This is a genomic window from Amycolatopsis sp. NPDC114504 (assembly GCF_055633595.1).
Map to the genome: position 1 here is coordinate 1,594,174 of NZ_JBVKDU010000001.1, position 26,194 is coordinate 1,620,367.

The 26,194-nt window shown below is 73.6% G+C and carries 16 protein-coding genes and 1 pseudogene; 12 read left to right on the plus strand and 5 right to left on the minus strand.

Features of this window, described 5'->3' with window-relative positions:
• The first annotated feature begins 4 nt into the window (after positions 1-4).
• The 5 genes from ACZ7PG_RS07435 to ACZ7PG_RS07455 are packed head-to-tail and all read left to right on the plus strand — an operon-like array spanning position 5 to position 15,608.
• Entirely contained in the window at positions 5-4,426 is a 4,422-nt protein-coding gene (locus ACZ7PG_RS07435; protein WP_470238253.1) for a DUF6603 domain-containing protein, read from the plus strand.
• 20 nt (positions 4,427-4,446) lie between these two features.
• Positions 4,447-5,604: a Kelch repeat-containing protein gene (locus ACZ7PG_RS07440; protein ID WP_470238254.1), complete on the plus strand. Its 1,158-nt coding sequence runs from the start codon at positions 4,447-4,449 to the stop codon at positions 5,602-5,604.
• Positions 5,601-8,651: a hypothetical protein gene (locus ACZ7PG_RS07445; protein ID WP_470238255.1), complete on the plus strand. Its 3,051-nt coding sequence runs from the start codon at positions 5,601-5,603 to the stop codon at positions 8,649-8,651. The genes ACZ7PG_RS07440 and ACZ7PG_RS07445 overlap by 4 nt, the downstream gene beginning before the upstream one ends.
• Positions 8,648-13,861 carry a hypothetical protein gene (locus tag ACZ7PG_RS07450; RefSeq protein WP_470238256.1) on the plus strand — a complete coding sequence of 1,738 codons (5,214 nt, stop codon included), beginning with the start codon at positions 8,648-8,650 and terminating at the stop codon, positions 13,859-13,861. Before ACZ7PG_RS07445 ends, ACZ7PG_RS07450 begins: the two co-directional genes overlap by 4 nt.
• The gene (locus ACZ7PG_RS07455; RefSeq protein ID WP_470238257.1) at positions 13,854-15,608 is read left to right on the plus strand and encodes a hypothetical protein; all 1,755 of its coding nucleotides are present in this window, start codon (positions 13,854-13,856) and stop codon (positions 15,606-15,608) included. The genes ACZ7PG_RS07450 and ACZ7PG_RS07455 overlap by 8 nt, the downstream gene beginning before the upstream one ends.
• Positions 15,609-15,831: 223 nt before the next feature.
• On the opposite strand, the gene ACZ7PG_RS07460 is transcribed toward ACZ7PG_RS07455, so the two are convergent.
• Entirely contained in the window at positions 15,832-16,197 is a 366-nt protein-coding gene (locus tag ACZ7PG_RS07460; RefSeq protein ID WP_470238258.1) for a hypothetical protein, read from the minus strand.
• A gap of 44 nt (positions 16,198-16,241) precedes the next feature.
• Between ACZ7PG_RS07460 and ACZ7PG_RS07465 the strand changes: the two are divergent.
• Positions 16,242-16,538 (plus strand): annotated as a pseudogene (locus ACZ7PG_RS07465) (DNA-binding protein); the annotation flags it as partial.
• Positions 16,539-16,713: 175 nt separating this feature from the next.
• On the opposite strand, the gene ACZ7PG_RS07470 reads toward ACZ7PG_RS07465, so the two are convergent.
• On the minus strand, positions 16,714-17,088 hold the full coding sequence (locus ACZ7PG_RS07470) for a serine hydrolase domain-containing protein (RefSeq protein WP_470239002.1): 375 nt from the start codon (positions 17,086-17,088) through the stop codon (positions 16,714-16,716).
• Between the two features lie 785 nt (positions 17,089-17,873).
• On the opposite strand from ACZ7PG_RS07470, the gene ACZ7PG_RS07475 reads away from it, so the two are divergent.
• The gene (locus tag ACZ7PG_RS07475) at positions 17,874-18,506 is read left to right on the plus strand and encodes a TetR/AcrR family transcriptional regulator (protein WP_470238259.1); all 633 of its coding nucleotides are present in this window, start codon (positions 17,874-17,876) and stop codon (positions 18,504-18,506) included.
• Here ACZ7PG_RS07475 and ACZ7PG_RS07480 read toward each other — a convergent pair.
• Positions 18,496-19,425, minus strand: a complete 930-nt coding sequence (locus tag ACZ7PG_RS07480) for a helix-turn-helix transcriptional regulator (protein ID WP_470238260.1) — start codon at positions 19,423-19,425, stop codon at positions 18,496-18,498. The two genes, ACZ7PG_RS07475 and ACZ7PG_RS07480, sit on opposite strands and share 11 nt — an antisense overlap.
• A 61-nt stretch (positions 19,426-19,486) precedes the next feature.
• On the opposite strand from ACZ7PG_RS07480, the gene ACZ7PG_RS07485 reads away from it, so the two are divergent.
• Together ACZ7PG_RS07485 and ACZ7PG_RS07490 are read left to right on the plus strand one after the other, a co-directional pair.
• Positions 19,487-20,038, plus strand: coding sequence for a DinB family protein (locus tag ACZ7PG_RS07485; RefSeq protein WP_470238261.1), 552 nt, complete (start codon positions 19,487-19,489; stop codon positions 20,036-20,038).
• Entirely contained in the window at positions 20,035-21,123 is a 1,089-nt protein-coding gene (locus ACZ7PG_RS07490) for a winged helix DNA-binding domain-containing protein (RefSeq protein ID WP_470238262.1), read from the plus strand. The genes ACZ7PG_RS07485 and ACZ7PG_RS07490 overlap by 4 nt, the downstream gene beginning before the upstream one ends.
• Here ACZ7PG_RS07490 and ACZ7PG_RS07495 read toward each other — a convergent pair.
• Positions 21,120-22,076, minus strand: coding sequence for a helix-turn-helix transcriptional regulator (locus ACZ7PG_RS07495; RefSeq protein WP_470238263.1), 957 nt, complete (start codon positions 22,074-22,076; stop codon positions 21,120-21,122). The two genes, ACZ7PG_RS07490 and ACZ7PG_RS07495, sit on opposite strands and share 4 nt — an antisense overlap.
• A 111-nt stretch (positions 22,077-22,187) precedes the next feature.
• Between ACZ7PG_RS07495 and ACZ7PG_RS07500 the strand changes: the two genes are divergently transcribed.
• Together ACZ7PG_RS07500 and ACZ7PG_RS07505 are read left to right on the plus strand one after the other, a co-directional pair.
• On the plus strand, positions 22,188-22,646 hold the full coding sequence (locus ACZ7PG_RS07500; RefSeq protein ID WP_470238264.1) for a nucleoside deaminase: 459 nt from the start codon (positions 22,188-22,190) through the stop codon (positions 22,644-22,646).
• A 24-nt stretch (positions 22,647-22,670) separates the two neighbouring features.
• The gene (locus tag ACZ7PG_RS07505; RefSeq protein WP_470238265.1) at positions 22,671-23,633 is read left to right on the plus strand and encodes an isopenicillin N synthase family dioxygenase; all 963 of its coding nucleotides are present in this window, start codon (positions 22,671-22,673) and stop codon (positions 23,631-23,633) included.
• Positions 23,634-23,637: 4 nt separating this feature from the next.
• Here the strand turns inward: ACZ7PG_RS07505 and ACZ7PG_RS07510 are convergent, their stop codons facing one another.
• Positions 23,638-24,921, minus strand: a complete 1,284-nt coding sequence (locus ACZ7PG_RS07510) for a GGDEF domain-containing protein (protein ID WP_470238266.1) — start codon at positions 24,919-24,921, stop codon at positions 23,638-23,640.
• A 238-nt stretch (positions 24,922-25,159) separates the two neighbouring features.
• On the opposite strand from ACZ7PG_RS07510, the gene ACZ7PG_RS07515 reads away from it, so the two are divergent.
• A complete protein-coding gene (locus tag ACZ7PG_RS07515; RefSeq protein ID WP_470238267.1) occupies positions 25,160-26,110 on the plus strand; it encodes a chitinase in 951 nt (316 codons plus the stop codon).
• Positions 26,111-26,194 lie beyond the last annotated feature (84 nt).

Sequence of the window (26,194 nt, forward strand, 5' to 3'; positions counted from 1 at the left end):
GGCCATGACCACACCAGACGACACCTTCCTGCAGTTCCTCCTCCGTGAGGTCCGCTTGCTGCTCGTGCCCTTCGAGGGCACCGTCGAGGGCGGGGTCACCGCGCAGCTGCTCTCCGACACCACCGGCTGGAGCCTGCAGGACGGCACCGACCCGGCGAACGACGTCCGCGTCCTCCAGCTCGCGACCGCCTACCGCGCGCTCGACGACCTCCTCGAAGACCCACCGCATTCGCTCGAGGACGTCGTCCGGGTGCTGAACCGCCTCGACGGCCTGTGGGCCGGCGCGCGCCAGGTCCCGGTCCAGCCCCTGCCCGGGGGCGAGGACGCCGGCGTCCTCGGCCGCAACCTCGTCGAGGGCCTCGTGCTCGACGGCCTGCGCACCCAGCATCCGGTCGTCCACGACGTCCTGGCCCTGCTGACGATCATCCGGCTGCCCGGCCGGCTCTCGCTCGACCGCGTGACCGGCCTCTTCACCCATCCGTTGACGCTGCTGCGCGAGGAGTACCTCGGGCCGGGCGGGCTCACGACCGCCGACGACGCACGCGCCACGGCGGACAAGCTCTTCCCCCGGGTCGCCGCGCTCCTCCGGAACCTCGGGCTGCACGCCGAGTACGGCGCCCAGTCGCCGGGCGGGCCGCTTCCGCCCGAGGCCGCCGCGCACGTCGCCGGAGGCCTGCTCTCGGTGTACCTTCAGCCCGACTTCGAGACCCCGGACCGGTACGGTGTCACGCTCGCCCTGTCCCCGCGGGACCTCGGCGGCCCGCAGCTGGTCGTCGTCCCCTTCGGCCGGGTCTCGCCGTTCTGGGACGCGGACGTCGACCTCCGGGCGGCGGCCGACGGCTTCGCCATCGGGCCCGACGGCGTCACGCTGTTCGGGACGTCCGGCCCCCTGCACAACGCGGTCACCCTCGCCGAGCTGGCCGGGCAGGTCGTCGGCGCGGTCGACGCGACGCGCCTCGAACTCGGGGCGATCACCGTCTCGGCCACCCTCGCCCTCGACGCCCGGAACCCCGAGTACGGGCTGGCCGTGGACCTGGGCACCTCATCGCTGGTGATCGCGGCCGGCGACGCCGACGGCTTCCTTGCGTCGATCCTGCCCGCCGACGGGCTGCGGACGAGCTTCGACCTCGGCGTCAGCTGGTCCAACACGAAGGGCCTGCACTTCAGCGGGACCGCCGGGCTCGACGTGTCCCTGCCGGGGTTCACGGTCGGCGGCGTGCTCCGCGTCCCGTCCGTCGACCTCTCGCTGCGCGCCGTCGACGACCACCTGTCCGCCCAGGCGTCGGCGGCCGTGTCCGTCGATCTCGGCCCGGTGCACGCAACGGTCGACGGTGTCGGGTTCGGCGGCAAGCTCACCTTCCCGGCCGACGGCGGCAACCTCGGCGCCGCCGACATCGACCTCGCTTTCGTGCCACCGACCGGGGTCGGCCTGACCATCGGCGCGAGCGGCGTGTCCGGCGGCGGGTTCCTCTCCTTCGACGCCGAACGCGGCGAGTACGCGGGCGCGGTGGAGCTGGAGCTGGCCGACTTCCTCGCGATCAAGGGCATCGGGCTGATCACCACCCGGCGGCCCGACGGATCCCCCGGCTTCTCGCTGCTCGTCGTGCTCACCGCGGAGTTCCCCACCGGGATCCAGCTCGGCGCCGGGTTCACGCTGCTGGCCGTCGGCGGCCTGATCGGGCTGAACCGCGGGATGGACCTGCAGGCCCTCGTCCAGGGCGTGGCGAGCGGGGCCATCGAGTCGGTGGCGTTCCCGAAGGACGTCGTCGCGAACGCACCCCGGATCCTCTCCGACCTGAACCGGTTCTTCCCCGAGGAGGACGGCACGTTCCTCGTCGGGCCGATGGTGAAGATCGGCTGGGGCACGCCGACGCTGATCAGCGTCTCGCTCGGGGTGATCGTCGAGATCCCCGGCGACATCGCGGTGCTCGGCGTGGTGCGGGCCGCGCTGCCGACCGCGGACAAGCCGCTTCTGCTACTGCAGGCGCAGTTCATCGGCGCGCTGGAGCTCTCCAAGTCGCGGGCGTGGTTCTTCGCCAAGCTCTTCCAGTCGCGGATCATGGGGATGACCGTCGAGGGCGGCATGGGCGTGCTCGCCGCGTGGGGCGGTGCCCGCGACCTGATCGTCACGGTCGGCGGCTTCCACCCGTCGTTCCGGCCGCCGCCGCTGCCCTTCCCGGTGCCCGACCGGCTGGCCGTGCCGCTGCTGAACCGCAGTGGCCAGCTCGTCCGGCTGACCGGCTACTTCGCGATCACCCCCAATACCGTCCAGCTGGGCGGCGACGTCGAGGTCCGGCTCGGGTTCAGCGCGTTCCGCGTCGAGGGCCACCTCGGGGTGGACGGCCTGATCCAGCGCTCGCCGTTCCGGTTCACCGCGCACACCGGCGGCGACGTTTCGCTGAAGGTGTTCGGCATCGGCGTATTCACCCTCGGCCTCGACTTCACCCTCGAAGGGCCGGCGCCGTGGCGGGCGCACGGGCGCGGATCGATCGGGTTCCTGTTCTTCTCCGTGTCCGCGGACTTCGACCTCACGTGGGGCGAGGTACTGGACTTCTTCCTGCCGCCGGTCGTGGTGCTGGACCTGCTCGCCGGCGAGCTGGCCAAGCCCGAGGGGTGGGAGACCCGGCTGCCCTCGGGCGGGACGCGGTCCCTGGTCAGCCTCCGGGTGCTGCCCGGCACGGACGACCTGGTGCTGCACCCGCTCGGCACACTGGTGATCACCCAGCGGGCGCTGCCGCTGAACGTCCGGGTCGACCGGGTCGGCGGGCAGCGGGCCAGTGACGGGAAGCGGTTCAGCGTCGAGCCGGTGGACGGCACCGGGCTCGAGCGGCTCTCGATCACCGGTGACCGGTTCGCGATGGCGCAGTACCAGGACATGTCCGACGCCGCGAAGCTGTCCCGGCCCTCCTACGAGACCCAGGACGCCGGCTTGGAGCTCACCGCCGCCGGCGGTGCGCTGGCCACGGCGCGCGTGGTGCGCCGCGCGGCCCGCTACGAACTGCACGTCATCGGCGACGACGCGCCCGCCACCGCGACCGCGCTCGCGGCCACCACCCCGCCGGTGAAGCGCTTCCACAGCGTCACCGCGCCGGTGTTCGAGGAGCTGCGCAAGGGCGCCAGCACGAGCCGGGCGCCGCTATCCGCGCGGCAGGCGCGGCGCAAGCAGCCGTTCGCGGCGCAGGACACGGTCCGGATCGACGAGCAGCGTTTCGTCGTGGCCTACGTCAAGAGCAACCGGCAGGCGTTCCCGCGCAGCAAGCCGGGCCGCCCGCGCGTCGCGGCGACGTTCCGCAGCCGCGCGACGGCGGAGGACGCGCTGGCCGGCTTCGTCACCGACGATCCGGCGCTTGCCGGCCGGCTGCACGTGATCCCGGTGGCCGAGGCGGCCCTCACGCCGGGTGTGCCCGGCACGTGGTCGCCCGCCGGCACTCTGCCGACCACAGTGTCCACAGTGGACTTGGTGGCGCTGCCCAGCGGCGCCGTGCTGGTCGCCGGGGGCACCGGCGAATCGGGCGAGCCGGTCGCCGCGGTCGCGGTGTTCGACCCGACCGGGGACTCGTGGGCGGCCGGCCCCGCGCTGGGGACACCCCGGCAGCGCCACACCACCACGGCGCTGCTCGACGGCCGGGTGCTGGTCGCGGGCGGTGCGGACGCGGCGTCCGCGGAGCTGTTCGACCCGGCCGGCCGCCGCTGGATCCCGACGCCGTCGATGACCGCCGTCCGCCACGGGCACTCGGCGACCCGGCTGGCGGACGGCCGGGTGCTGGTGGCCGGCGGCCGCGGCGCACTGACCTCCGCCGAGGTGTACGACCCGAAGGGCGGGACGTGGACCGCGACCGGGCCGATGACCGACGCCCGCACGGACCACCAGGCCGTGCTGCTCGACGACGGCCGCGTCCTGGTCGTCGGCGGCGCGCTCCCCACCGGCGACGGCGGGGCGGCCCCGATCGCGTACTGCGAGGTCTACGACCCGAAGACGCGGGAGTGGACCCCGGCCGGCACGCTCCACCAGCCACGCTCGGGCCACCAGGCCGTGGTCCTGCCGGACCACCGCGTGCTGGTGACCGGCGGCGACCCGGTCCTCGCCCCCGATCGCACCCTGGACCCGCACAGCCTCGCGACCGCCGAGCTGTACGACCCCAAGACCGGGGTGTGGCAGGCCGCGCAGCCCATGCCGGGCGGCGGGCGCAGCGGGCACCGCGCGCTCGTGCTGCGCTCAGGCGCGGTGCTCGTGACCGGCGGCACCGGCGCGCCGGAACGCACCGCGGGCTACCGGTCGGTGCTCGCCTTCGACCCCGTCGCGGGCACGTGGTCCGCGCTCGGCGGCCTGATCACCGGCCGGAGCTCCCACGCGATGACCGAACTGCCCGACGACCGCGTGCTCCTCGCCGCGGGTGCCGGCACCGGCGAGGTGCTCATCCCTTGACCAGCAAAGGAAACCCAGCCATGGCCGCGCCAACCGTGACATCCGTCGGGACGTGGACGCCCGCCGGTACCCTCCCGACCCCGGCCGCCTGGTACGGCCAGCACGACGGGCCCGTTCTCCTCGACACCGGCGACGTCCTCGTGGCCGGCGGCGCGGACGCGGGCGGTTCCCCGGTGCCCGACACCGCTGTCTTCGACGCCGGGCACACCCAGTGGCACCCGGCGGCCGGCGGCCTCGGCACGCCGCGGCGGCTGCACACGCTCACCCGCCTGGCGAACGGCAAGGTCCTCGCCGTCGGCGGGCTCGACGGCTCGACCGGCCTCCCGTCGGCCGAGCTGTTCGACCCCAAGACGGGCCGGTGGACCCCGACCGCGTCGCTCGGGACGCCGCGCTGGGGCCACACCGCCACGCTGCTGCCGGACGAGACCGTCCTCGTCACCGGCGGCAGCACCGCCCGCCCTGGCGGAGGCACCACCGCGGTGCGGTCCGCGGAGCGGTTCGACCCCGACCCCGACCACCCCGCGTGGCACGCCGCCCAGGACATGACCGACGCGCGCACCGCCCACACGGCAGTGCTGCTCGCGAGCGGGTTCGTCCTGGTCGTCGGCGGCGTCGCCCCGGTCGGGGCCGTCGACGACCCCGCGCTCGCGTTCTGCGAGCTGTACGACCCCGGCCACGACAGGTGGACGACGACCGGCAGCCTCCTGCACGGCCGGCGGCACCACCGGGCGACCCTGCTGTCCGGCGGCGCGGTCCTGGTCACCGGCGGCACGGCGCCCGGCTCGCCGGGGACCACGCCGTTCGACCCGTTCAGCCAGCGGACCGTCGAGCGGTTCGACCCGGCCACCGGCACGTGGGCGGAGAAGGCACCCATGCCGTCGGGCCGGGCGTTCCACCGGGCCGTGGCGCTGCCGGACGACCAGCTCCTGGTGGTCGGCGGCGCGGCGAGCGACCGCGACGAGTCCGGCTTCCGCAGCGCGCTCGTCTACGACGCGGTCCGCAACGAGTGGGCCACGGCCCCCGGGCTCCGGGACGGGCGCTGGTCGTTCGGCGCGGTGGCGCTGGCGGACGGCCGGATCCTGGTCGCGGGCGGCGTCGCCCGCTCCGGTCTCGCCGCCGCCGACCCGGGCGTCACGGAGCTGATCGCCACCGCCGAGGTGTCCGGGGTAGCTCCATGACCGCCAACGCCTACACGTTCCTGCCGTGGCTGCGCGCCGGCATCACCGCCCGCGTCGACACCGACCCCGGCACCGCCCAGCGGGCGAGCGTTCCGGTGGAGCTGCTCGTGTCCGGCGACACGTCGTCCAAGCCCGTCTCGAAGAACGTCCAGCTGTACGGCCCGGGCGACGTCATCGGGGTGGACCCGCGGGCGATCTCCCGGCTCGAGCCGCGGCCCGGGGTGGCGGGCGTGGAGCCGAACTTCCTGGCCCACATAGAGTTCTCCGAGGAGGACTTCCCGTGGCGCTACAGCCCCGCGCCGTCCGGGCCGGCGACGCCGCGGCTCGCGCCGTGGCTCGCGCTGGTCGTCCTGGCGACCGGCACCGAGTTCACCGACGCGCCGGGCACCGACCCGCTCCCGGCCGTCGACGTCGAGGACCCGGCCGGCACGCTGCCGCCGCCGGAGCAGCTCGGCGCGTGGGTCCACGTCCACGTGGACGGCTCGCTCACCGGCCCGATCGCCACCGACCGCACCGACGACGCCCTCGCGGCGCTGCAGGACGTGCTGGGTGCCGACCCGGACCGCGCCTGCTCCCGGCTCGTATGCCCGCGCCACCTCGAGCCGGACACCGCGTACGAGGCGTTCCTGGTGCCGGCGTTCGAGACCGGCAGGCTCGCCGGGCTCGGCCTCGACCCGGCGGTCTCGCCCGGCGCGCTGCACGCCGCGTGGGGCCCGCACTACCCGGGCCGCCCGGCCGAGAACCGGCTGCCGTACTACCACCGCTGGGCGTTCCGCACCGGCACGGCCGGCGACTTCGAGTTCCTCGTCCGCCTGCTCACCCCGCGCAAGCCCGACGCGTCGGTCGGCCACCGGCCGGTGGACACGCACCGCTCCCCCGGCTTCGGCGTCCGCGGTGTCGAGGAGCAGGGCGGGGTGCTGCCGCTGGGCGGCGCGCTGCGCGTCCCGAACGTCGCCGACCCGGCGGAGAACTGGGACAACTTCGCCGGCGACCCGGATCAGCCGCCCTACCCGCGCCCGTTCGAGGAGGACCTCGCCGGCCTGGTCGACCTGGCCGACGACTACCAGCGCCACGCCCCGGGCGAGGCGCACGCCGCCGCCGGCCTCACGGCGGCCGACGACCCCGGCCCGGACCCGATCATCACGCCGCCGCTCTACGGACGCTGGCACTCGCTGACGTCCCGGCTGCTGACCGACGAGGACGGCGTCCCGCTCTCCCCCGAGCTGACCCACAACTGGGTGCACCGGCTGAACCTGGACCCGCGGTTTCGGATCGCGGCGAACCTCGGCGCCCAGGTCGTGCGAGACCATGAGGAGGAGCTGATGGCGGCCGCATGGGCCCAGGTCGGCGACGTCCTGGTGGCCAACGGCCGGATCCGCGCCGCCCAGCTGGCCCGCGAGGTCGGCCACGTGCTGCAGGCCAAGCACGTGGACCCGCCGGCCGGCACGGGCCTGGCCGCGGCTCCGGAGCGCTCCGGCCGGGCGCTCACCCTGACCGCGCCCGCCCACCCCCGCGTGACGACGACGTCGGCGGGCGGCGCGGCCGGGCTGGTCGCGGGCGACGCCGACACGGTCGCCGTCGGGTTCCGGGTCGCGTCGAGCCGGGTGGCCGCGGCGCCGGTGTCCCCGGAGATGCGCCGGATCATCCGGCCGGGTGCGCGCCTGGTGAAGACGCTGGAGTTCCCCGAAGGCCGCCGGCCGGACCGGCTGCTGTCCAGAATGGACGATCCGGTCGCCCCGGCGGTGGCCGCGCCGGTCAAGGTCACGCCGGGCGCGCTCGTCACGCCGAGGGACGTGACCACCGCGCTGCACCCCGAGCGGCCGCCGGACGCCGACCCGGTCGACGTCCTGGCGCACAGCCCGGACTTCGTCCTGCGGTCCCCCGGCGACCCCGTCGTCCCGCACCCCGGTGCCACCGACAGCGACGAGGCGCTCCGGTTCAAGGCCGCGCTTCGCGAGCTGCACCAAGGGTTCGACGCGGGCCGGGCCGTCGGCCGGGCACCCGAGCCGCCGGCCCTCGACCTGGCCGCCACGACCACCGACACCCTCGCCGGGCTGCGGTCCGACGACACCGTGCCGAGGGCGCTGCTCGACGGCGCGGTGAGCCTGCCCGAGCGGCTGCGCCCGTTCGCCGAGCAGTTCACCGAAGCCATGGTGTACCCGGTGTTCGACGTGCCGGTGTTCCGGTCGCTGCTGGACGTCTCGCTCGACTCGTTCGTGCCGAACCTCGGGCTGCTGCCGCCGAACTCGCTGACCCTGCTGGAGAACAACTACGAGTTCATCGAGTCCTACCTCGCCGGCCTCAACCACGAGATGGCCCGCGAGCTGCTGTGGCGGGAATTCCCGACCGACCAGCGCGGCACGCCGTTCCGCCAGTTCTGGGACGCGCTCTCGCCCACCGGGGACATCCCGCCGATGCACGAGTGGTCGACGGCCACCCGGCTGGGCGACAACGCCCACCGCCGTGGTGACCTCGTCTTCGTCGTGCGCGGCGAGCTGCTGCGGAAGTACCCGACGACCGCCGTCTACGCGCAGCGGGCGGAGTGGCCGCCCGGCCCGGACGGGCTGCCCGACAAGACCAAGCCGCGCCGGCTGGTCGAACCGCCGTCGGCGGCGGACATCGAGCTGCCGCGCTACGAGGCCACCGTCGACCCGGACATCTACCTGCTGGGGTTCGACCTGACCGCGGAGCGGGCGGTCGGCGGGCCGGACGACGCCGGCTGGTTCTTCGTGCTGAAGGAGCGGCCGGGCGACCCGAGGTTCGGGGTCGACGACGGCCCCGCGGTGCCCGTCGATGTGTGGAACGACCTCACCTGGTCCGATGTGGACCCGGCGGGCCGGGGCTTTCTCGTGCTCGACCCGGCCGTCACGGTGGCGCTCGCCGGCTTCGACGGATCCGACGACGACGCCGAGAAGGCCGACCAGCGCGCCGAAGACGAGAACGTGCCGCCGTGGTCCGCGGAGCTGTCCTCGGCCGACCTCGCCTACCTGCTGTTCCAGGTGCCGGTCATGGTCGCCGTGCACGCCAAGGAGATGGTGCCCCGATGACCGCGCTCAGTGACGACTTCCCGGTGCTGCTGGCCCCGGTCCGCGTCGAGACCCGGTTCACCCCGACGGAGCTGCTCGTCCGGGTGTTCCCGGACGAGTGGGCGATCGACAAGTCCGAGCCGAAGCCCGCCGACGCCGAGATCGCCGCCCTCGACGCGTACTGGACGGCCCGCTGGGCCGCCGGCGGCCGGGAGACGCCGCTGCGGGAGGCGTGGCGGGAGCTGGCGGCCCGGGTGCCCGCCGGCCGGGCGGACTGGCTGCTGCGCACCCGGGTCCCGGCCAACCCGGCCGAGGAGCCCGCCGGGGTGGCGCCCGGCGCCGTGGTGCTCGTCATCCGGACGGCCGCGGCGGTGGCCGCGAACGACCGGGCGCCGTCGATCGCGTACTGGACGGCGGTGTGGCGGGCGCACGGCGACCGCACGCTGCTGCGCCAGGCCGAAACCACACTCGACAACGCCGTGAAGAACGCGGGCCGGGCCGCCGGGATCCGCGCCCGCCGGCCGGCCGGGGTGGACGCCGCGCTGACGACCGTGTCCCCGGCACCCCCGGCGACCGAGCTGGTGGTGGTGGCGTTCCTCGTCCTGCCGGCGCCCGCGGCGGGCACCGTCGCGACGGCCGCGTGGACGCAGGGGGCGCGGGCGCGGCTGCTGCCGGACAAGTTCCAGGTGCTCGGGTTCACCGGCGGCACGCAGGTGGTGTCGGTGACCGGCGCGACCGTGCCGGCGACGCTCGCGGTGAGCCCGGACCCGACCGCGCCGGACCAGATCAGCGTCAACGAGCAGACCGGCGCGCTACACGTGCCCGACGACCTGCGCTGGCTCGTCGACTTCGACCGGGCCGTGCAGGTCGGCATGGGCGTGCGCATCCCGCTGACCGACCAGATCCGCGGCGGGCTCGAGCGGCTCGTCGTGCTCGGGTTGCGGGAGACGGCGACGCCGGCCCAGTCGGCGACGGCCCTCACCGACCTGATCACCCGCCAGCTGCGTGGCTCCGACGGCTTCTCCTTGCTGCCGCAGGGAACTCCGACGAACAACTCGGAGGCGGCCGACGCCGGTCAGGACGCCGGGGACGAGGCCGACAGCGTGCGGGCGAAGCTGTCCGCAACCGCCACCACCGACTGGACGACCCGGACCGACGGGCAGCGGTTCGCCGACCTGCTCGGCCTCGCCCCCGGGGTGCTGACCGGGATGCCCAACGCGAACAGCACCGACTACCGGGACGCGCGCGCCGCGAACACCGCGCTGTGGCCGGCGACCTGGGGCTACTTCCTGCAGACCGCGCTGCACCCGCTGCTCGGCCCGGACGCTGTCGCCGCGACGCGGGACTTCTTCCTCAAGTACGTGTCCGGCCGCGGGCCGCTGCCCGCGGTGAAGATCGGGCGGCAGCCGTACGGGATCCTGCCGACGACCGCGTTCTCCCGGCTGTCCTTTCCGGACAGTGCCACCCATCGCCGGGCGCTCGGCCGGGTGCTGACCGAGGCGGGCCGCGACTGGGCGACGGCCGCCGAGCACGTGCCGCACCTCGGTGGCGAGGCCGACGACGCGCACCAGCACCTGCTCGACCTCCTCGCCCTGCACCCGACCTCGGCCGAGTACCACCAGCGGTACGCCCAGAGCGTCGAGGACCTGTTCAACCGCGACAACCTCGGCGGGCTCGGCGCCACGGTGCCGGCCACGGTGGCGGCGCTGGGCCTGCCCGGCCCGGTGCGGGCGCTGCTCGACCGGTTCGGCACCGGCCAGGCCCCGGACCTGCTGCGCCGGCTGTTCACCGACTTCCAGCAACCCCTGCCGGGACCGCTGGTCGACGACCGCCCGCTGTCGGAGACCGACCTGATCCGGCCCTACACCACCGACGGCCGCGACTACCTGTCCTGGCTGGCCGGCCTGGCCCGCACCGACCTGCACGGCGTCCGGCTGGAGTCGGGCTTCGCCGACGGCAGCCGCCCCGCGGCGCTGCTGTACCTGTTGCTGCGGCACGCCTTGCTGCTCGGCTGGGACGACGCGGCCCGCGCGCTCGCGGCCGCGGCCGGCGTGCCGGCCGGGCCACCTGTCGACCCGGCGTTCATCCACGTCCACCTGCCCACCGGGGGCGAAGACCCGGCGAGCGAGAGCCGGTTCCGGCTGTTGTATTCGCCGAACCCGCCCGTCACCGGGCACGCCGACCAGCTGCTGGTGGACTTCATCCCGGGGGTGCTGGCTTCGTCGGGGCCGACCGCCGCGCTCGACGAGCAGGCGCGCTCGCTCGACGTGCTCAGGCAGCTCCCGACCGCGAAGCTGGAGCGGGTGCTCGCCGAGCACCTCGACCTGGCCACCTACCGGCTCGACGCGTGGCGGCTCGGCCTGGCGACCGAGCGGCTCACCGAGCTGCGGTTCGCCCCCGACGGCACGGCCAAGCCCGGCCTGCACCTCGGCGCGTACGGGTTCCTCGAGGAGGTCCGGCCGCATGCGGCGAACCTCGAGCCGGTCACGCTGACCGGTCCGTTGGCGACGGTCTTCGCCGGTGCCAAGCCGCTGCTGCACGACCCGGGCAACCAGGGCTTCGTGCACGCGCCGTCCCTCGGTCACGCCCGCACGGCCGCGGTGCTGCGCGCCGGCCACGTCGCCAACGAGACGCCCGGGAACCCCGATCCCTTCGCGGTGAACCTCAGCTCCGCGCGGGTCCGGGTCGCACTGTCCATCCTGGACGGGATGCGCCAAGGCCAGTCGCTCGGCGCCCTGCTGGGCTACCGGTTCGAGCGCGGCCTGCACGACCGCGACGCCGACGCCGAGGTGGACCGGTTCATCGCGGGGCTGCGCCTGAAGTTCCCGCTGCGGGCCGCCAAGATCCCGGAGACCGCCGGCACCGAGCCGGACGAGATCGGGCAGGTGGAGGCCCGCAACGTCATCGACGGTCTCGCGCTCGCGCGGCACCTGAGCCGCACCGAGGTGTCGCGGGTCTACCCGTTCGACCTCGACGGGCTCCCGGACGCCTCGCCGGCGCAGGCCCAGGCGATCGGCGAAGAGGCGGAACGGCTGCTCGACGCCAACGACGCCGTCGCCGATCTCGCGGTCGCCGAGGCGGCCCACCAGGCGCTCGGCGGCAACCCGGAACGCGCGTCCGCGACCCTCGACGCGTACGCCAAGGACGGTCTGCCGCCCGATCCGGCCGTCATCCGGACCCCGCGCGGCGGGACCACCCTCACGCACCGGTTCGGCCTGCGCCTGCGGACCGGCCTGCACTCGAGCGGCGGGGCGAGCCCGCGCGCCCAGGCCGAGCCGGCCGTCGACGACTGGCTGCCGTCGTTGTTACCGCCGGCCCGGTCGGTCGCCGCGGTCGTGCGGTGGACCGACCCGGTGGACGGGGACGAGCACCGGGAAGAGGTCACCCAGGACGACCTGGACCTCTCCCCTATCGACCTGCTGTGGCTGGTGCGGCCGGTCGGGGAGGCGGCGCGGACCGACCTCGACGACCGGATCATCGGCGAGGTGGTGGACCGGTTCCACCCGCGCCCGGACGCCGTGCCGACGATCCGCTACACCGAGCGCTCCGAGGACGACGACAAGATCACGTTCTTCGAGCTGTCCCCCTTGGTCGCCGCGCTGCGGACGCTGCTGACCACCGCCAGGCCGCTGACGCCGACGGATCTCGTGCCGCCGGCCGGGCCGGTCACCGTGGACCGGTCGCTCGACGACACGATCTCCGTGTCCCGGCAGCGTCCCGACGCGGTCCGCGACTCGCTCGACGACCTCGCCGACGACGTGGCCGGCTACCTCGACGACCTGGAACGGCTGTACCCACCGGCCCCCGCCGTCCCCCGGCGCAACGACATCGTGCGGGACATCGACTCCTTCCTCACCCGCTACGCCGGACTGGCGACCACGGCGGGCGGCTTCGGCATGCCGCGCAGCGGCTGGGGCGAGCTGACCGCGTGGCGGCGCGGGGTGTTCACCGGCGTGCTCGCCGAAGTCGCGGCGACCGCCGACCGGCTGGCACGGACGCTCGCCGAGGCCGACGCACTGCTCGTGGCGTACGACGCACTGCCGAACACGACGCCGGATGTCGAGCGCTTCCGGCAGCTGCGGGTCGTCGAGGGCCTGCTCACGACGACGCCGGACCCCGACCCGCCGCGCCGGGCGAGCGATTTCCGCGGCGACGTGCGCCACCTCCGCAACGACTTCGACGACCGGATCGACGACCTGCGAGAGATCGCCGGCACCGGCCGGACCACGCTCAGCGGCCTGCTGGCCGAGGTCGCCGACCAGCTCCCACTGTCCGATGTGGACCCGACGGGGCTCGAGCTGACCCCGGTGCTCGACCAGGTGGTCGCGTTCGGCGCCGAGCTGCTGTCGCGGGCCCGCGCGCTCGCGGCGGAGATCGACGTGCGGATGAGCGCGTCGGCCGCCGCGCTCGCGGAGGCGGACCTGGCCCGCACCGATCCGGAGAAGGCACGGGCGGTGCTCGGCGCGCTCCGGGCGCTGCTCGGGGAGGACGTCCTCGTGGTGCCCGAGTACACGGTCCCGGACGACATGGGTGACAGCCTGCACGACGCGTTCGAGCACAGCGACGACCTGGTGCGGCACCTGACCCAGGCGCCCGCGCTCCGGGACTTCCCGGTGGACGACTGGCTGCACGGCGCCGCCAGGGTCCGCGAGATGCCGCGCCTGTGGGAGCGGGTCCTGCTGCTGAGCGACGCGCTCCGCGAGCGCGACGGCCTGCTCGGCGACGATCCCGACGACGACGGGCCGGTGCTCCACCCCGTCCAGCTGCCGTTCCGGGCGAACGACCACTGGCTGGCCATGGAGCTGGCCGCGGGCGCCACGATCGACGAGGACCGGCTCCTGTTCACCGCGCACTACGCCGACGAGCCGTCGAGCGGCGACGGGCCGTCGTGCGGGCTGCTGTTCGACGAGTGGACCGAGGTCCTGCCCACCGACCGGGAGACCACCGGGATCGCGGTGCACGCCGACAGCCCGGACTCCGAGCCCCCGCAGAGCATGCTGCTGGTTGTGCCCCCGGTCCGCACCGGGACGTGGCAGGTCGCCGACCTCGTCGCCGCGGTGCTCGAGACGGTCGACCTGGCCCGCACCCGGCTCGTCGAGCCGGCCCAGCTCGACGACACGGGGTACGCGCAACTGCTGCCGGCGACCGTGCTGTCCGCGACGGCGCGCCCCATCACGATCAGCACCGACCTGGCGACCGCCACCACGCGCTGGAAGGCAGACCATGACTGAGCCCATTACCGACCTCGCCGGGGCGCTGTCCCGTCGCGAGTTCCCCACCGTCGGGGTGTGGAACCGCCTCGAGGGCCGGCCCCGCACCACCGACTTCGCGCGGGCGCTGCGGGCCGAGGTGCGGGACCCGCTGTGGCTGCTGGCGAGGCAGTGGCAGCTCGGCGAGTTCCGCGCCACCGACGGCGGCTCACCGGTGACCGCGACGTACTCCGTGGTGGCGAGCCCCCTGACGCGGTTCCGGCCGGACCCCGGCGGCCCGCCCGGCCCGCTGCCCGCCGACCGTCCACTGGAGACGATCGTGGAGCGCCGTCCGCTGCCGTTCTCGTTCGGCACCGACCTGATCTCGTTCGACCTGCGGCTCGCGTTCGGCCGCCGCTGGCTGAAGCTCGTCGGCCGGACGTCGGTGCAGCACCGGCGAGACGTCCTGGCGCAGTACGTCGGCCGGTACCCGATCGCGCTACCCGACCCCGGCTCCGACGTCCAGCAGGTGGCGCATCCCGACGTCTGGGCCGGGATGCAGGCGGTCGCGGGCCGGCGGATGGACGGCTACCAGCTGTACCAGCACGTGAAAGGCGGCGGGAAGGCGTCCGACGGGATCACCGGCCTGTCCAAAAAGGATCGTGATGCGCTCGACGCACTCGGCCCCCGGCTCACCGGCTGGTTCGACCAGCTCATCGACCAGCCGGACGGCGCGGGAGCGTGGGATCCCCGCCGCCTCGAGCACCGGTTCTCGGTGGCGACGGCGACCCCCGGCGGCGAGCGGGTGCTGACGGCGCCCGAGTACCCGGGCGGCGAGCTCGACTGGCACGCGTTCTCCACCGGCGACGGCTCGCTCGGCGGCGCCGGCACCGCGCCGGCCGCGCTGAACCGCACGGTGTTCCCCGCACCGGTCCGGTTCTCCGGCATGCCGCTGCCGCGGTGGTGGGCGGTGGAGGACGGGAAGACCAACTTCGCCGCGGTGACACCGGACAGCACGGACCTGGCCCGGCTGATCTTCCTCGAGTTCGCGCTGGTGTACAGCAACGACTGGTACCTGCTGCCGTGCGACGTGCCGGCCGGCACGTTCGCGTCGATCCAGGGACTGGCGGTCACCGACGTCTTCGGCGAGCGCCGCTGGATCACCCCGACCGGCACACCGCAGTGGCAGATGTACACCCTCGGCGGCAACCCTGGCCTGCTCCTGCCGCCCGGCACGCCGAAGGTGGCCACCGGCCCGGCGCTGGAGGCGGTCGACCTCGTCCGTGACGAGAGCGCGAACATGGTGTGGGGCATCGAGCAAACCGTCCGCCTGGCCACCGGCGAGCCGCGTCCCGGCCCCGAAACGGCGGCCGAAACGCTGGCGTTCCGCCGCCGCGGGCACACCCCGCCGGCTCAGGACGATCCCCGGGCCCCCATCGCGTACGAGCTGATGACGTCGGTCCCGGAGAACTGGATCCCGTTCATCCCGGTCCACGTCCCCGGCGACAACCGCACCGTGCAGCTGCGCCGGGCCGCCATGCCGAGCGAGGTCGACGCGGCCGCGGTCCGCCCCCGGACCGCGATGCTGCGCGAAGGCTTCGACGCCGGTCAGGCGTACTACATCAACGAAGAGGAGGTCCCCCGCACCGGCACCCGCCTGACCGCCGCGTACAACCGCACGAGAACCCGCTCCGGCCGGGTGGCGGTCTGGCTCACCACCCGCCGCGACTCCGGGCGCGGCGAGCGCACCAGCGGCCTGGCCTTCGACACGCTGACCGACACCCCGTGAGCCACCGGCGCGGTCCCTCCTTCGCCGGCTCCAGCCGGATCCGACGTCGAGGTTCCGGTCGGCCTCGCTGCGGCTGTACAGCAAGGGGAACGAGCCGCCCGAGGACCAGCGCGCATTGAAAGATGTGATTGAAGTATGTTTCGCGAGGGCACGCAGACACTATCCAGGCCGCGCAGTGAGATCATGGAAGACCTCGATCAGGTCGTGGCAGTCTGGCTTCGTATCATCGCCCGCTCGGCTGGGGGTACTCCAGGCCAGCAGTGTTGTCGTAGCGGATCATCGCCGCACGGGTAGCCGCCACGTAACCCCAAGTAACCAAAACGATCAGGACCGCAGCTATGGCGAGAGTGATCCATATCGCCGGCCGGCCCTTGTCCACGCCGAACGCGATCAGCACCACGATGCCGCCGGTGGCAAGCACAAAGACGAACAGCGACAACAGCGCCCAGAGCAACGCAACCGGCCAGGCCGCGCCGAAGCCAGTGGGATGGCCGCGGACAGCCAACTGGAACGCCCCTAGCCCCCACAGGCAACACAGGACGAGTGCGACGACCGTCAACCCGGCCCCGACCAGGATGTGCGTCCACACTCGCCGCCCCGACATGGTGCTCTGTCTAGCCGAGGCACCACACGATCACGTCCGGACTCCGCCTTTGTGATCGACCCGTGACGGACCCCATGTCCAACGGCAGCATCCTGCGGCGCTCGAGTCCGCGCGACGTGGTGTGCGTCTACATCCCCGAGTACGTCGTCGGCCGCTGGTGGGAAAATGCGCTCCACAACCAGAGTTCTCTGCGCTTGAAGGGGCGGCTGCTGTTCGAACCCGGGGTGATGGTGACCAGCGTCCCCTGGCAGCTGCACTCGACGACTCGCCGGGACCTCCAGCGGGTCCGCCCGTTGCCCGGCGACCTCCGGCGCGGGGTCACCACGCAGCGCGGTGACGCCTGGCGCTGCCGCCGCCTGGCCGACGCAGAATTCCTTTTGCAGGAAGGCTTGCACAGCCTTCTGGTACGCCGCCGTGGGAGCGACCCCGGTGTCCACATAGGTCACCGATGCCCGCAGCGTCTTGCTGCCGTTGTGCGTCATCAGCATCCGCCCACTGCAGTTAGCGTCCGCGTGCAGCTCGAAGATCCCGAGGCCGTAGTCGCTCGTCGGGTCCGGGGTCGCATGCGGCTTCAGCATCTCGGCTGCGGGGCCGGGAGACCGTCTTCTCCTGCCCGCCGTCGGGGTACCGGTAGTAGGCGTGGGCGTGCGGCCCCGGCCCCAACACCCGCCGCCGCATCTCATCGGCGTAGGAGTGACCGGTGACCTTCTCGATCAGCAGACGGGCGACGACGTAGTTGGTGTCGGCGTAGCTCCAGCCCGAGCCCGGCGCGAACCGCGCCGGCCCGGCCAGCGAAACCGGACGAGGTCCTGCGGCCGGTAGGTGTGGAACCGGTTGTCCACCCACTCCTTGCCCGACCACGGGCTGCAGCAGCATCCGCACCGTGATCCGCCGGTCGAAGCCGAATCAGGCCGGCACGAAGGTCCAGCGGGAGGCCTGGTTTCCGCATGGTCTGGGGACGACGCCGTCGCGTACGCCGCCGTCGGAGTGCATGCAGTCTTGGTAGTGGCTGTTCTTGATCCACTTCTTCGGGGTCGAGTCGGTCGTCCACCTTTGGAAGCCGACGGCAGGGTCGTCGTTGGCCAGGCAGGAGGACGTGAAGATGTCCGTGCCGTGCCCAGGCTCGTGAACTTGCCGCCGGCGATGTGCCACTTCTGGGAGGCCGCGTTGACGCAGGTGTTGGTGATGACGGAGTTGAGCTGTCCCAGCAGCTGGTTGGCGGTCAGGCACAGCCCGGTGTTCGCGTTCTTGACGTAGTAGTTCGACGCTGCCGAGGCGGTGCCCGATCCGGCGATCAAGGCTGTCGCCGCGATCGCGACCGCGGTACCCGCGTTGGCGAGTCGACGGAGTTTCCCTCGGGGCGCCAAGATCTTCTTGTTGATCGTCATGCTGGATGTCCTCCAGTGTCTCGTGATTCCGGCGGTTTCGAGTCGGCCGGCTCGTCATCCGAATGGACGAAGCGCTCGCGTCGTCGGGATGCTCCACCCTGTGTGCTCGGACGGTCACCCGTGGCTGCAGGCGTCACAGCGTCCCCGCTACACTTCGGGTACGTCATCCCCGAAAACGGGATGGTTCCCGCAGATCCTCAGGTTAGCGAGCGCTTAGACTGGACCTGATCGGAGCCGGCCATTCCGGGCGGTGCGGTCTGGGAGGATCACCGGATGACGATGTCGCTGTCGGCTGAACTTTGGCCTGATGTTCAGCCCGAGACCGCTCGACGGTTGATGCTTGCCGGGGTTGAGGCCTTTGCCAAGCGGGGGTATCACGCCACCACCACCCGGGACATCGCCGGGGCCGCCGGGATGAGCCCCGCCGCGCTCTACGTGCACTTTCCTTCCAAGGCCGCGCTGCTCTTCGCCATCAGCCGGTATGGGCACGAGCAGACCCTCGCGCTCGTCGAGAACGTTGTCGCCAAGGAGTCCGATCCCGTCGAGCGGATCCGGCTCATCGTCGAGGACTTCGTCGCCTGGCACGCTCGGCGGCACACCGTTGCCCGCGTCGTCCAGTACGAGCTGCAGGCCCTGCCCGAAGAGGAGTTCGCCGTGGTCGCCGAGCTGCGGCGGCGCATCGAACGGATCGTCCGCAAGGTCGTCGAGGACGGCGTCGGGACCGGTGTCTTCACCGTCTCCGATCCCCACACCTCGGCCCGCGCCGTGCTCTCCCTCGGCGTCGACGTCGCCCGCTGGTACACCGAGCGTGCCCGGCAGACGCCGACCGCTCTCGGCAAGGAGTACGGCGGGCTCGTACTGCGGATGCTCGGGGCGACTCAGCCTGAGACGCCGGTCACAGACTGAGCGGTCGGTCGGCCGCGGCGGCGTAGCGGCGGGCCAGCCGCGCGAACGCGTCCTTCAGCTCCGGCGGGCCGACGACCTCGACGTCCGCGTCGAACCGGCCGATCGACGCCGCCAGGCCCACCCACGACCACGCCCCCAGCACCAGCCGGCAGCGCGCGGGCCCCAGCTCCTCCACCACCCCGTCGCCGGCGTACTGCGACACCACCCCCGCCGGCAGGTCCAGGATCACCTCGCCGCGGCACTCGTCCCGGCCCGAGAACCGGTCCGCCACGAACGCCGCCACGTCTCCCCCGGGCACCTCCCGGGGGACGAACCGCGGGCCGGTCGGCACCCGCGGTGTCAGCCGGTCGACGCGGAACGTGCGCCAGTCCGCGCGGTCGAGGTCCCACGCCACCAGGTACCAGCGCCCGCCGCGCGTCACCAGGTGGTGCGGCTCCGCCCGGCGCGGCGAGCCCGAATAGTCGAACCGCAGCACCTCGCGGGCGTGCACAGCCGCGCTCAGCGCCGCCAGTGCCGACGGGTCCACCGGCGGCCCCGCCGGCGAGACCGCCGTGACGTGCAGCGCGTCGACGCGGTGCCGGAGCCGCGCCGGCATCACCTGCCGGACCGTCGTCAGGGCCCGCGCCGCCGCCTCCTCGATCCCGCCGCCGGCGACCGTCCGCAGCGCCACCGCCAGTGCGACCGCCTGCTCGTCGTCGAACAGCAGCGGCGGCAGGTCCGCGCCCGCGCCGAGCCGGTAGCCGCCGTCGGGACCCTTGGCCGTCGCGATCGGGTAGCCGAGCTCCCGCAGGCGGTCGACGTCGCGGCGGACCGTCCGCGAGCTGACCTCGAGCCGCTCGGCCAGCAGCGCCCCCGGCCAGTCGCGGCGCGCCTGCAGGAGCGAGAGCAGAGCCAGCAACCGCGCGGAAGTTTTCGGCATACCCCGATAGTGCCCGAAGTAGCGGACACATCCTGTCCGCTACCCCTGCCAGGGTGGTCCTATGACACACGGAACCGAACGCGACGACCTCATCGCCGAGCTGGCGGCCGCCCGAGCCGCCCTCGTCACCACCACGAACGGCCTCACCGACGAGCAGGCCGGCGAGCGGCCGACCGTCAGCGCACTGTGCCTCGGCGGGCTCGTCAAGCACGTCGCGTCCATGGAAGAGAACTGGCAGCGCTTCGCCGTCGACGGCCCGTCCGCCATGCGCTACGACCTGCCCGAGGGCGTGACCTGGGCGGACATGGCCGCCGGGACCGCCCGCGAGTACCCGCAGTGGGCGATCGACCACCAGAACGACTTCGCCATGCAGCCCGGCGAGACCCTGGCCGGCGTGCTCGCGCGCTACGAAGACGTCGCGAAGCGCAGCGAGGAGATCGTCGCGAAGGTCGACCTCTCCACGACGCACCCGCTGCCGGACGCGCCGTGGAACCGGCCGGGGACGACGTGGACCGCGCGGCGGGCGATCCTGCACATCATCTCCGAAACCGCCCAGCACGCCGGCCACGCCGACCTCCTGCGCGAGACGCTCGACGGCCAGAAGTCCACGTGACGGTCCTCGGCACCGAGGCGCTCAACCGCGCGACGCTCGCCCGGCAGCTGCTGCTCGACCGGGCGGCGCTGCCGGTGCACGACGCCGTCGCGCACCTCGGCGGCCTGCAGGCGCAGGAACCGCAGGAGCCGTTCACCGGCCTGTGGTCGCGGCTGCGCGCGTTCGACCCGGCGGCGTTGTCCGACCTGCTCGCCGGGCGGCGCGTGGTGCGGACGCACCTGATGCGCCGGACCGTCCACCTGCTCACCGCCGACGACGTCCTGGCGTGGCGGGCCCGCTTCGACGCCATGCTGCGCCAGCGCGTCCTCGGCACCTACCGCCGCGAGCTCACCGGGGTCGACCTCGGCGAGCTCGCGGCGGCGGGCCGGGCCGTCCTGGCCGACGGCGAGCCCCGCTCGATGGGCGAGCTGGCCCGGGCGGTCGCGGACCGGTGGCCGTCCGCCGGGCCGCGGCCGCTCGGCGAAATGCTCGTCGCCGCGCTGATCCCGGTGGCGCAGCTGCCGCCGCGCGGGCTGTGGCGCACCAAGGGCGGGGTGCGGAACCTGCCGCTCGCGGCGTGGCTCGGCCGGGAGATCGACCCGCTCGACCCGGCCGACGGCGTCGGGCAGGCGCTGGTCAAGCGCTACCTGGCCGCGTACGGCCCGGCGGCGACGGCGGACCTGCGCGCGTGGTCCGGCCTGGCCGGGCTGCCGGCGGCGGTGAAGGCGGTGCGCGAGGAGCTGGTGGCCTTCCGCGACGAGCGGGGCCGCGAGCTGCTCGACCTGCCGGACGCGCCGCGTCCCGACCCGGACACGCCGGCTCCGGTGCGGTTCCTGCCGGCGTTCGACAACGCGATCCTCGGCTACGACGACCGGAGCCGGATCATCGACGACGCCCACCGGGGCGTATCGGTCGCGGGCGAACGGGTGGTGCTGGTGGACGGCCGGGTCTCGGCGACCTGGACGGTGGACGACGGCACGGTGGCGGTGCGGCCGTTGCGGCGGCTGACCCGGGCCGAACGCTCGGCGGTGACCGGGGAAGGAAGCGAACTCGCGTCGTTCCTGACCGACGGCGAAAGTGACCGCATCCGCGTCGAAACGACCTAGCCCACCGCGCGGGCGAAGCGCTCGGCCACCTCCCGCAGCCGCTCCACCAGCCCCGGCGGGGCCTCCTCGACGACGAAGTCGTAGCCCCACTGGGCCAGGTAGTACGGCACCGTGTCCAGGGTGTTCGCGCCGGTCCGCACCCGGCAGCTGTGCTCGTCGACCTCCTCCACCGCGCCGCTCGTCGGCGGCACCCGGCGAGCCACCTCCGCCGCCGGGGCCGCCACCCGCAGCACCAGCTGGACCGGGTACGGCGCCGACGAAATCTGTCGCGACACGTACGCCGCCAGGTCCTCGGCCGGGGGCTCGCGCGGGGTGAACCGGAAGCTCGGGGCGGGCACGCCGGTGACGCGGTCGACGCGGAACGTGCGCCAGCCGTCGCGGTCCAGGTCGAACGCCACCAGGTACCAGCGGCGTCCGGTGTGGACCAGCCGCAGCGGCTCGACCGAGCGTTCGGTCTCCGTGCCCGCGCGGTCGCCGTAGCCGAATCGCAGCCGCTCGTGGTCGCGGCAGGCCGACGCGATCGCCGTCAGCACCGAAGCGTCGACCGTCGGGCCGCCGCCGGGCATCGACACCGTCGCCGCCTGCAGCGCGCCCACCCGCGGCCGCAGCCGCGCCGGCAGCACCTGCTCGAGCTTCGCCAGCGCGCGCACCGACGTCTCCTCGATGCCGCTGACCGTGCCGCTCGCCGCCGTGCGCAGGCCCACCGCCACCGCGACGGCCTCGTCGTCGTCCAGCAGCAGCGGCGGGAGCGCGGCGCCCGCGCCGAGCCGGTAGCCGCCCGCGACGCCGGGTGTCGCGTGCACCGGGTAGCCGAGGGACCGCAGCCGCTCGACGTCACGGCGGATCGTGCGGACGTCGACGTCGAGCCGTGACGCGAGGTCGGCGCCCGGCCAGTCGCGCCGGGCCTGCAGCAGCGACAGCAGCCTGAGCAGGCGTTCCGATGTCCCGTACATGAGACGCAGTGTGGCAGACATCGAGGACAGTTCCGGTCCGCGATCCGCCGGATGGTGCAGCCATGTGGTCAAACACTTGCCACGGACCGCGTCGGGCGGAAAGAGTGGCGCATGCCGATCGACCCCGCCGCCCTCCTCGCCGTCGCCCGTGAAGAAGCCGAGCTGGGCAAGGCCGAGGGTGGCGTGCCGATCGGGGCCGCGCTGTTCGACACCGCGGGCACGCTGCTGGGCCGCGGGCACAACCGGCGCGTGCAGGACGACGACCCCTCGATGCACGCCGAGACCTCGGCGTTCCGCAACGCCGGTCGCCGCCCGCACTACCGCGACACGATCATGGTCACGACGCTTTCGCCGTGCTGGTACTGCTCCGGGCTCGTCCGTCAGTTCGGGATCGGACGCGTCGTCATCGGCGAGGCCGAAACGTTCCACGGCGGGCACGACTGGCTGGCCGGGCTCGGCGTGGAGATCACCCTGCTCGACGACCCCGCGTGCACCGCGCTGATGACCGAGTTCATCGCCGCGCGCCCGGACCTGTGGTTCGAGGACATCGGGGTCGAGAAGTCCGAATAGGACAGAGTTTTCCGAGGAGCCGGTATGCCGTCAACCGTTCCGCTCGTGGACCTTTCGCCGTGGTTCGCGGGCACGTCAGAGGGCCGCGCCGAGGTGGCCGGGCAGATCGACCGCGCGCTGCGCGAGTCCGGGTTCCTGCTGGTCACCGGGCACGGCATCGCGGACGACCTGCGCCGCCGGACGCGGGAGCTGGCGCGGGAGTTCTTCGCGCTGCCCGAGGACGTCAAGCAGCGCTACGCCGTGACCGTCGGCGGACGCGGCTGGCTGCCGCCGGGGGTCGAGGCCAACGGCTACGCCGAGGGCACCGAGACGCCGCCGGACCTCAAGGAGTCGTACTCGGCGGGCGCGGACCTTGGTGTGGGCGTCGCCGAGGTCGACGGGTTCTGGTTCCAGGCCAACGTCTGGCCGGACGAGGTGCCGGGGCTCGCCGAGGCGGCCACGGAGTACATGCACCGGATGCGGGCGCTGTCGGACCACCTGCTGGAGATCTTCGCCGCGGCGCTCGGGCTGGCCGAGAGCCACTTCACGCGGCACACCGTGCACCCGACGTACACGTTCAACATCAACTGGTACCCGCCGATGACCCACGTCGGCGCGCCCGAGCCGGAGCAGTTCCGGATCGGCCCGCACACCGACTTCGGCACGGTGACGGTGCTCGACCGCCAGGCCGGGGTCGGCGGGCTGCAGGTCTACACGGCCGCCGGCGAGTGGGAGGACGCGCCGTTCCACCCGGACGCGTTCACGGTGAACATCGGCGACCTGATGGCCCGCTGGACGGGCGACCGGTGGCGGTCGACGCGGCACCGCGTCCTGCCGCCGGCCGCCGCGGCCCCCGACGAGGACCTGGTGTCGCTGATCTTCTTCTACGAGACCGACCACGACGCGCGGATCACGTCGCTGGCGCCGCCGCTGGGCAAGCGGACGTACCCGGAGGTCATCGCCGCGGACTACCTGCGGGAGAAGCTGAACGCGATCACGATGTCCTGACCCGCTAGCCCGGCTCCGCGCAGATCGTCCGGTTGCGGCCCGCCGCCTTGGCGCGCAGCACCGCCGCCTCCGCGACCCGGAGCGCCTCGCCGAGGAGGCCGTCCGGGCAGCCCGCGACGCCGATCGACACCGTCACGCCGACGAACTGCGGCCCGTCACCCGAGGCCTTCAGCGCCACCAGCGTCGAGGCGACCTTCAGCCGGATGCGCTCGGCGATCGCCATCGCGTCGAAGCGGCCGGTGCCCGGCAGCAGCACCGCGAACTCCTCGCCGCCGGAGCGGCCCACGAGATCCGCCGCGCGGACCTCGTCGCGCAGGGTGTCGGCGACCGCGCGCAGGACGGCGTCGCCGATGCGGGCGCCGTAGCGGTCGTTGAGCTGGCGGAAGTGGTCGAGGTCGAGCAGCAGCACGGCCTGGCCGGGGCCGTGGCGGCCGAGCCGGTCCAGCTCGGCCTCGGCGGCGCCGCGCCACGACGCCGCGGTCAGCACGCCGGTGCCGGGGTCGAGGGTGACGTGGTCGCGGCGGCCGCGGCCCAGTCCGCCGCGGTGCAGCACGACGGTGGCGCCGGCCAGCAGCGGGACCAGCAGCGGAGCGGCTCCGGCGGCCCAGGCGAGCGGCAGCGCGGACGCCGTCATCGCGGCGTCGAAGGCGTGTCCCGGAAGGGCTTCGCGGAGCGGTCGGGGACCGTCGGCGGCGGTCACGAGCGCGGCGTTCACCGCCAGGAACACCACGCCGGCGACGGTCAGCAGGAGGACGGTGCGGGTGTCGAGGACCGCGCCGAGCGGCTGCCCGCCGGTCGCGGTGCGGAACGCGCCGGCGACGAGGCCGGCCAGCGCCGTCGCGGCGGCGCCGAACACCTGCCGGTAGACGGGTCTTCTGCGGACCCGGAACCACTGGTGCAGCGCGGACAGCACGACCAGTGCGACGGCGAGACCGGGCCGGAGCACGAGCACCGCGGCGAAGATCCACGGAGTGTCGATGCCGGGGCCGAGGAGGGTGTCCTCGCGGTGGCGCTCCACCGTCCTGGCGAGCTCGGCCGACACCACCATCCCGCCCAGGAGCAGCGCGAACGGCACCAGCATGGTGGCGAGCGGCGGGAACCGGAGGGCCGCGAGCACGGTGGCGGCCACGGCGAGGACGTCGATCGCGACGAGGTAGAGGACCTGGCCGCGGCGCGGCAGGCGCCACAGTGCCCAACGTCGCAGCGCCCAGCGCTGCAGGACGACGGCGGGCAGGAACCGGCCCGGGCGGCGTCCCCCGCCGGCGGCGACCGTGGAATCCCCCACCATTTCGGCAAAGTAGCCGGAATGCGGGGCGCTGTCACTCCGCCTTCAGGGGAATCTCACGTCGCCGACGCTCGGGAGCCGTGCGCGCACGGTCAGTCATGTTTCCGACCCTCGAAGGGTTGACATACAACATTGGTCTAGTCCACTGTGTGGTGGCACACAGCGCTCCTCCCGGGTTGATCCCGCCGCCTCAAACCGGAGGTGCTCCAACCAGCTCGTTTGGAGGACCCCAATGAAACCCATGCACCGTCTGCTGACCCTCGCGGTCGCCGCCGAGGCCGCGCTGGCGACGGCGGTCGGCCTCGCCCCGCAGGCCATGGCCGCGGTCGATCCGGTGCTCGCTTCCCCGTACCTGTACCAGTGGGGCGGCCAGACCAGCCCCACCGCGGCGATGTCCGCGACCGGGGTGAAAGCGTTTACCCTGGCGTTCGTCCTGTCCGACGGCACCTGCAACCCGAAGTGGGACGGCAGCCGTTCGCTGACCGGCTCGGACAAGACGATGATCCAGAACATCCGCAACGCGGGCGGGGACGTGATCCCCTCCTTCGGCGGCTGGTCCGGCACGAAGCTGGGCTCGAAGTGCACGTCGGCGTCGGCGCTGGCCGGCGCGTACCAGAAGGTGATCGACGCCTACGGCCTCAAGGCGATCGACCTCGACATCGAGAACACCGACGAGTTCCAGAACAACACGGTGCAGGACCGCATCCTCAACGCGGTCAAGCTGACCAAGCAGAAGAACCCGAACCTGAAGGTCGTCATCACCATCGGCACCACCACGACCGGCCCCGACTCGTGGGGCAAGCGCCTGATCAACCAGGCCAAGGCGATCGGCGCCCCGGTCGACGTCTGGTCGGTCATGCCGTTCGACTTCTCCAGCGGCGGAGACATGGCCGCGCACACGAAGTCCGCGGTCGACGGGCTGAAGAACCAGCTCAAGACCACGTTCGGCTGGAACGACGACACCGCCTACCGGCACAGCGGCCTCTCCTCGATGAACGGCAAGACCGACAACGCGGGCGAGACGGTCACGGTCGCGAACTTCAACTCCATCCGCGGCTACGCGACGAGCCACCACCTGGCCCGCTTCACGTTCTGGGCCACCAACCGCGACTGCAGCGGCGGCGGCGAGTGCAGCGGCATCACTCAGGACAAGTACGCGTTCACGAAGATCGTCGCCGGGTACGCCGGCTGACACCAGGCCCGTAGTGGGGCTGTCGAAGGCCCTCTCACCGGCATCGGGGCCGGTGAGGGGGTCTTCGCGGGTTTCGGAGACGGT

What these genes read in the sequence shown, in the direction of transcription:
- ACZ7PG_RS07435 (WP_470238253.1), top strand. Translation starts at nt 5, where the DNA reads ATGACCACACCAGACGACACCTTCCTGCAGTTCCTCCTCCGTGAGGTC.
- ACZ7PG_RS07440 (WP_470238254.1), top strand. Translation starts at nt 4,447, where the DNA reads ATGGCCGCGCCAACCGTGACATCCGTCGGGACGTGGACGCCCGCCGGT.
- ACZ7PG_RS07445 (WP_470238255.1), top strand. Translation starts at nt 5,601, where the DNA reads ATGACCGCCAACGCCTACACGTTCCTGCCGTGGCTGCGCGCCGGCATC.
- ACZ7PG_RS07450 (WP_470238256.1), top strand. Translation starts at nt 8,648, where the DNA reads ATGACCGCGCTCAGTGACGACTTCCCGGTGCTGCTGGCCCCGGTCCGC.
- ACZ7PG_RS07455 (WP_470238257.1), top strand. Translation starts at nt 13,854, where the DNA reads ATGACTGAGCCCATTACCGACCTCGCCGGGGCGCTGTCCCGTCGCGAG.
- ACZ7PG_RS07470 (WP_470239002.1), bottom strand. Translation starts at nt 17,088, where the DNA reads ATGCTGCTGCAGCCCGTGGTCGGGCAAGGAGTGGGTGGACAACCGGTT.
- ACZ7PG_RS07475 (WP_470238259.1), top strand. Translation starts at nt 17,874, where the DNA reads ATGACGATGTCGCTGTCGGCTGAACTTTGGCCTGATGTTCAGCCCGAG.
- ACZ7PG_RS07480 (WP_470238260.1), bottom strand. Translation starts at nt 19,425, where the DNA reads ATGCCGAAAACTTCCGCGCGGTTGCTGGCTCTGCTCTCGCTCCTGCAG.
- ACZ7PG_RS07485 (WP_470238261.1), top strand. Translation starts at nt 19,487, where the DNA reads ATGACACACGGAACCGAACGCGACGACCTCATCGCCGAGCTGGCGGCC.
- ACZ7PG_RS07495 (WP_470238263.1), bottom strand. Translation starts at nt 22,076, where the DNA reads ATGTACGGGACATCGGAACGCCTGCTCAGGCTGCTGTCGCTGCTGCAG.
- ACZ7PG_RS07500 (WP_470238264.1), top strand. Translation starts at nt 22,188, where the DNA reads ATGCCGATCGACCCCGCCGCCCTCCTCGCCGTCGCCCGTGAAGAAGCC.
- ACZ7PG_RS07505 (WP_470238265.1), top strand. Translation starts at nt 22,671, where the DNA reads ATGCCGTCAACCGTTCCGCTCGTGGACCTTTCGCCGTGGTTCGCGGGC.
- ACZ7PG_RS07510 (WP_470238266.1), bottom strand. Translation starts at nt 24,921, where the DNA reads ATGGTGGGGGATTCCACGGTCGCCGCCGGCGGGGGACGCCGCCCGGGC.
- ACZ7PG_RS07515 (WP_470238267.1), top strand. Translation starts at nt 25,160, where the DNA reads ATGCACCGTCTGCTGACCCTCGCGGTCGCCGCCGAGGCCGCGCTGGCG.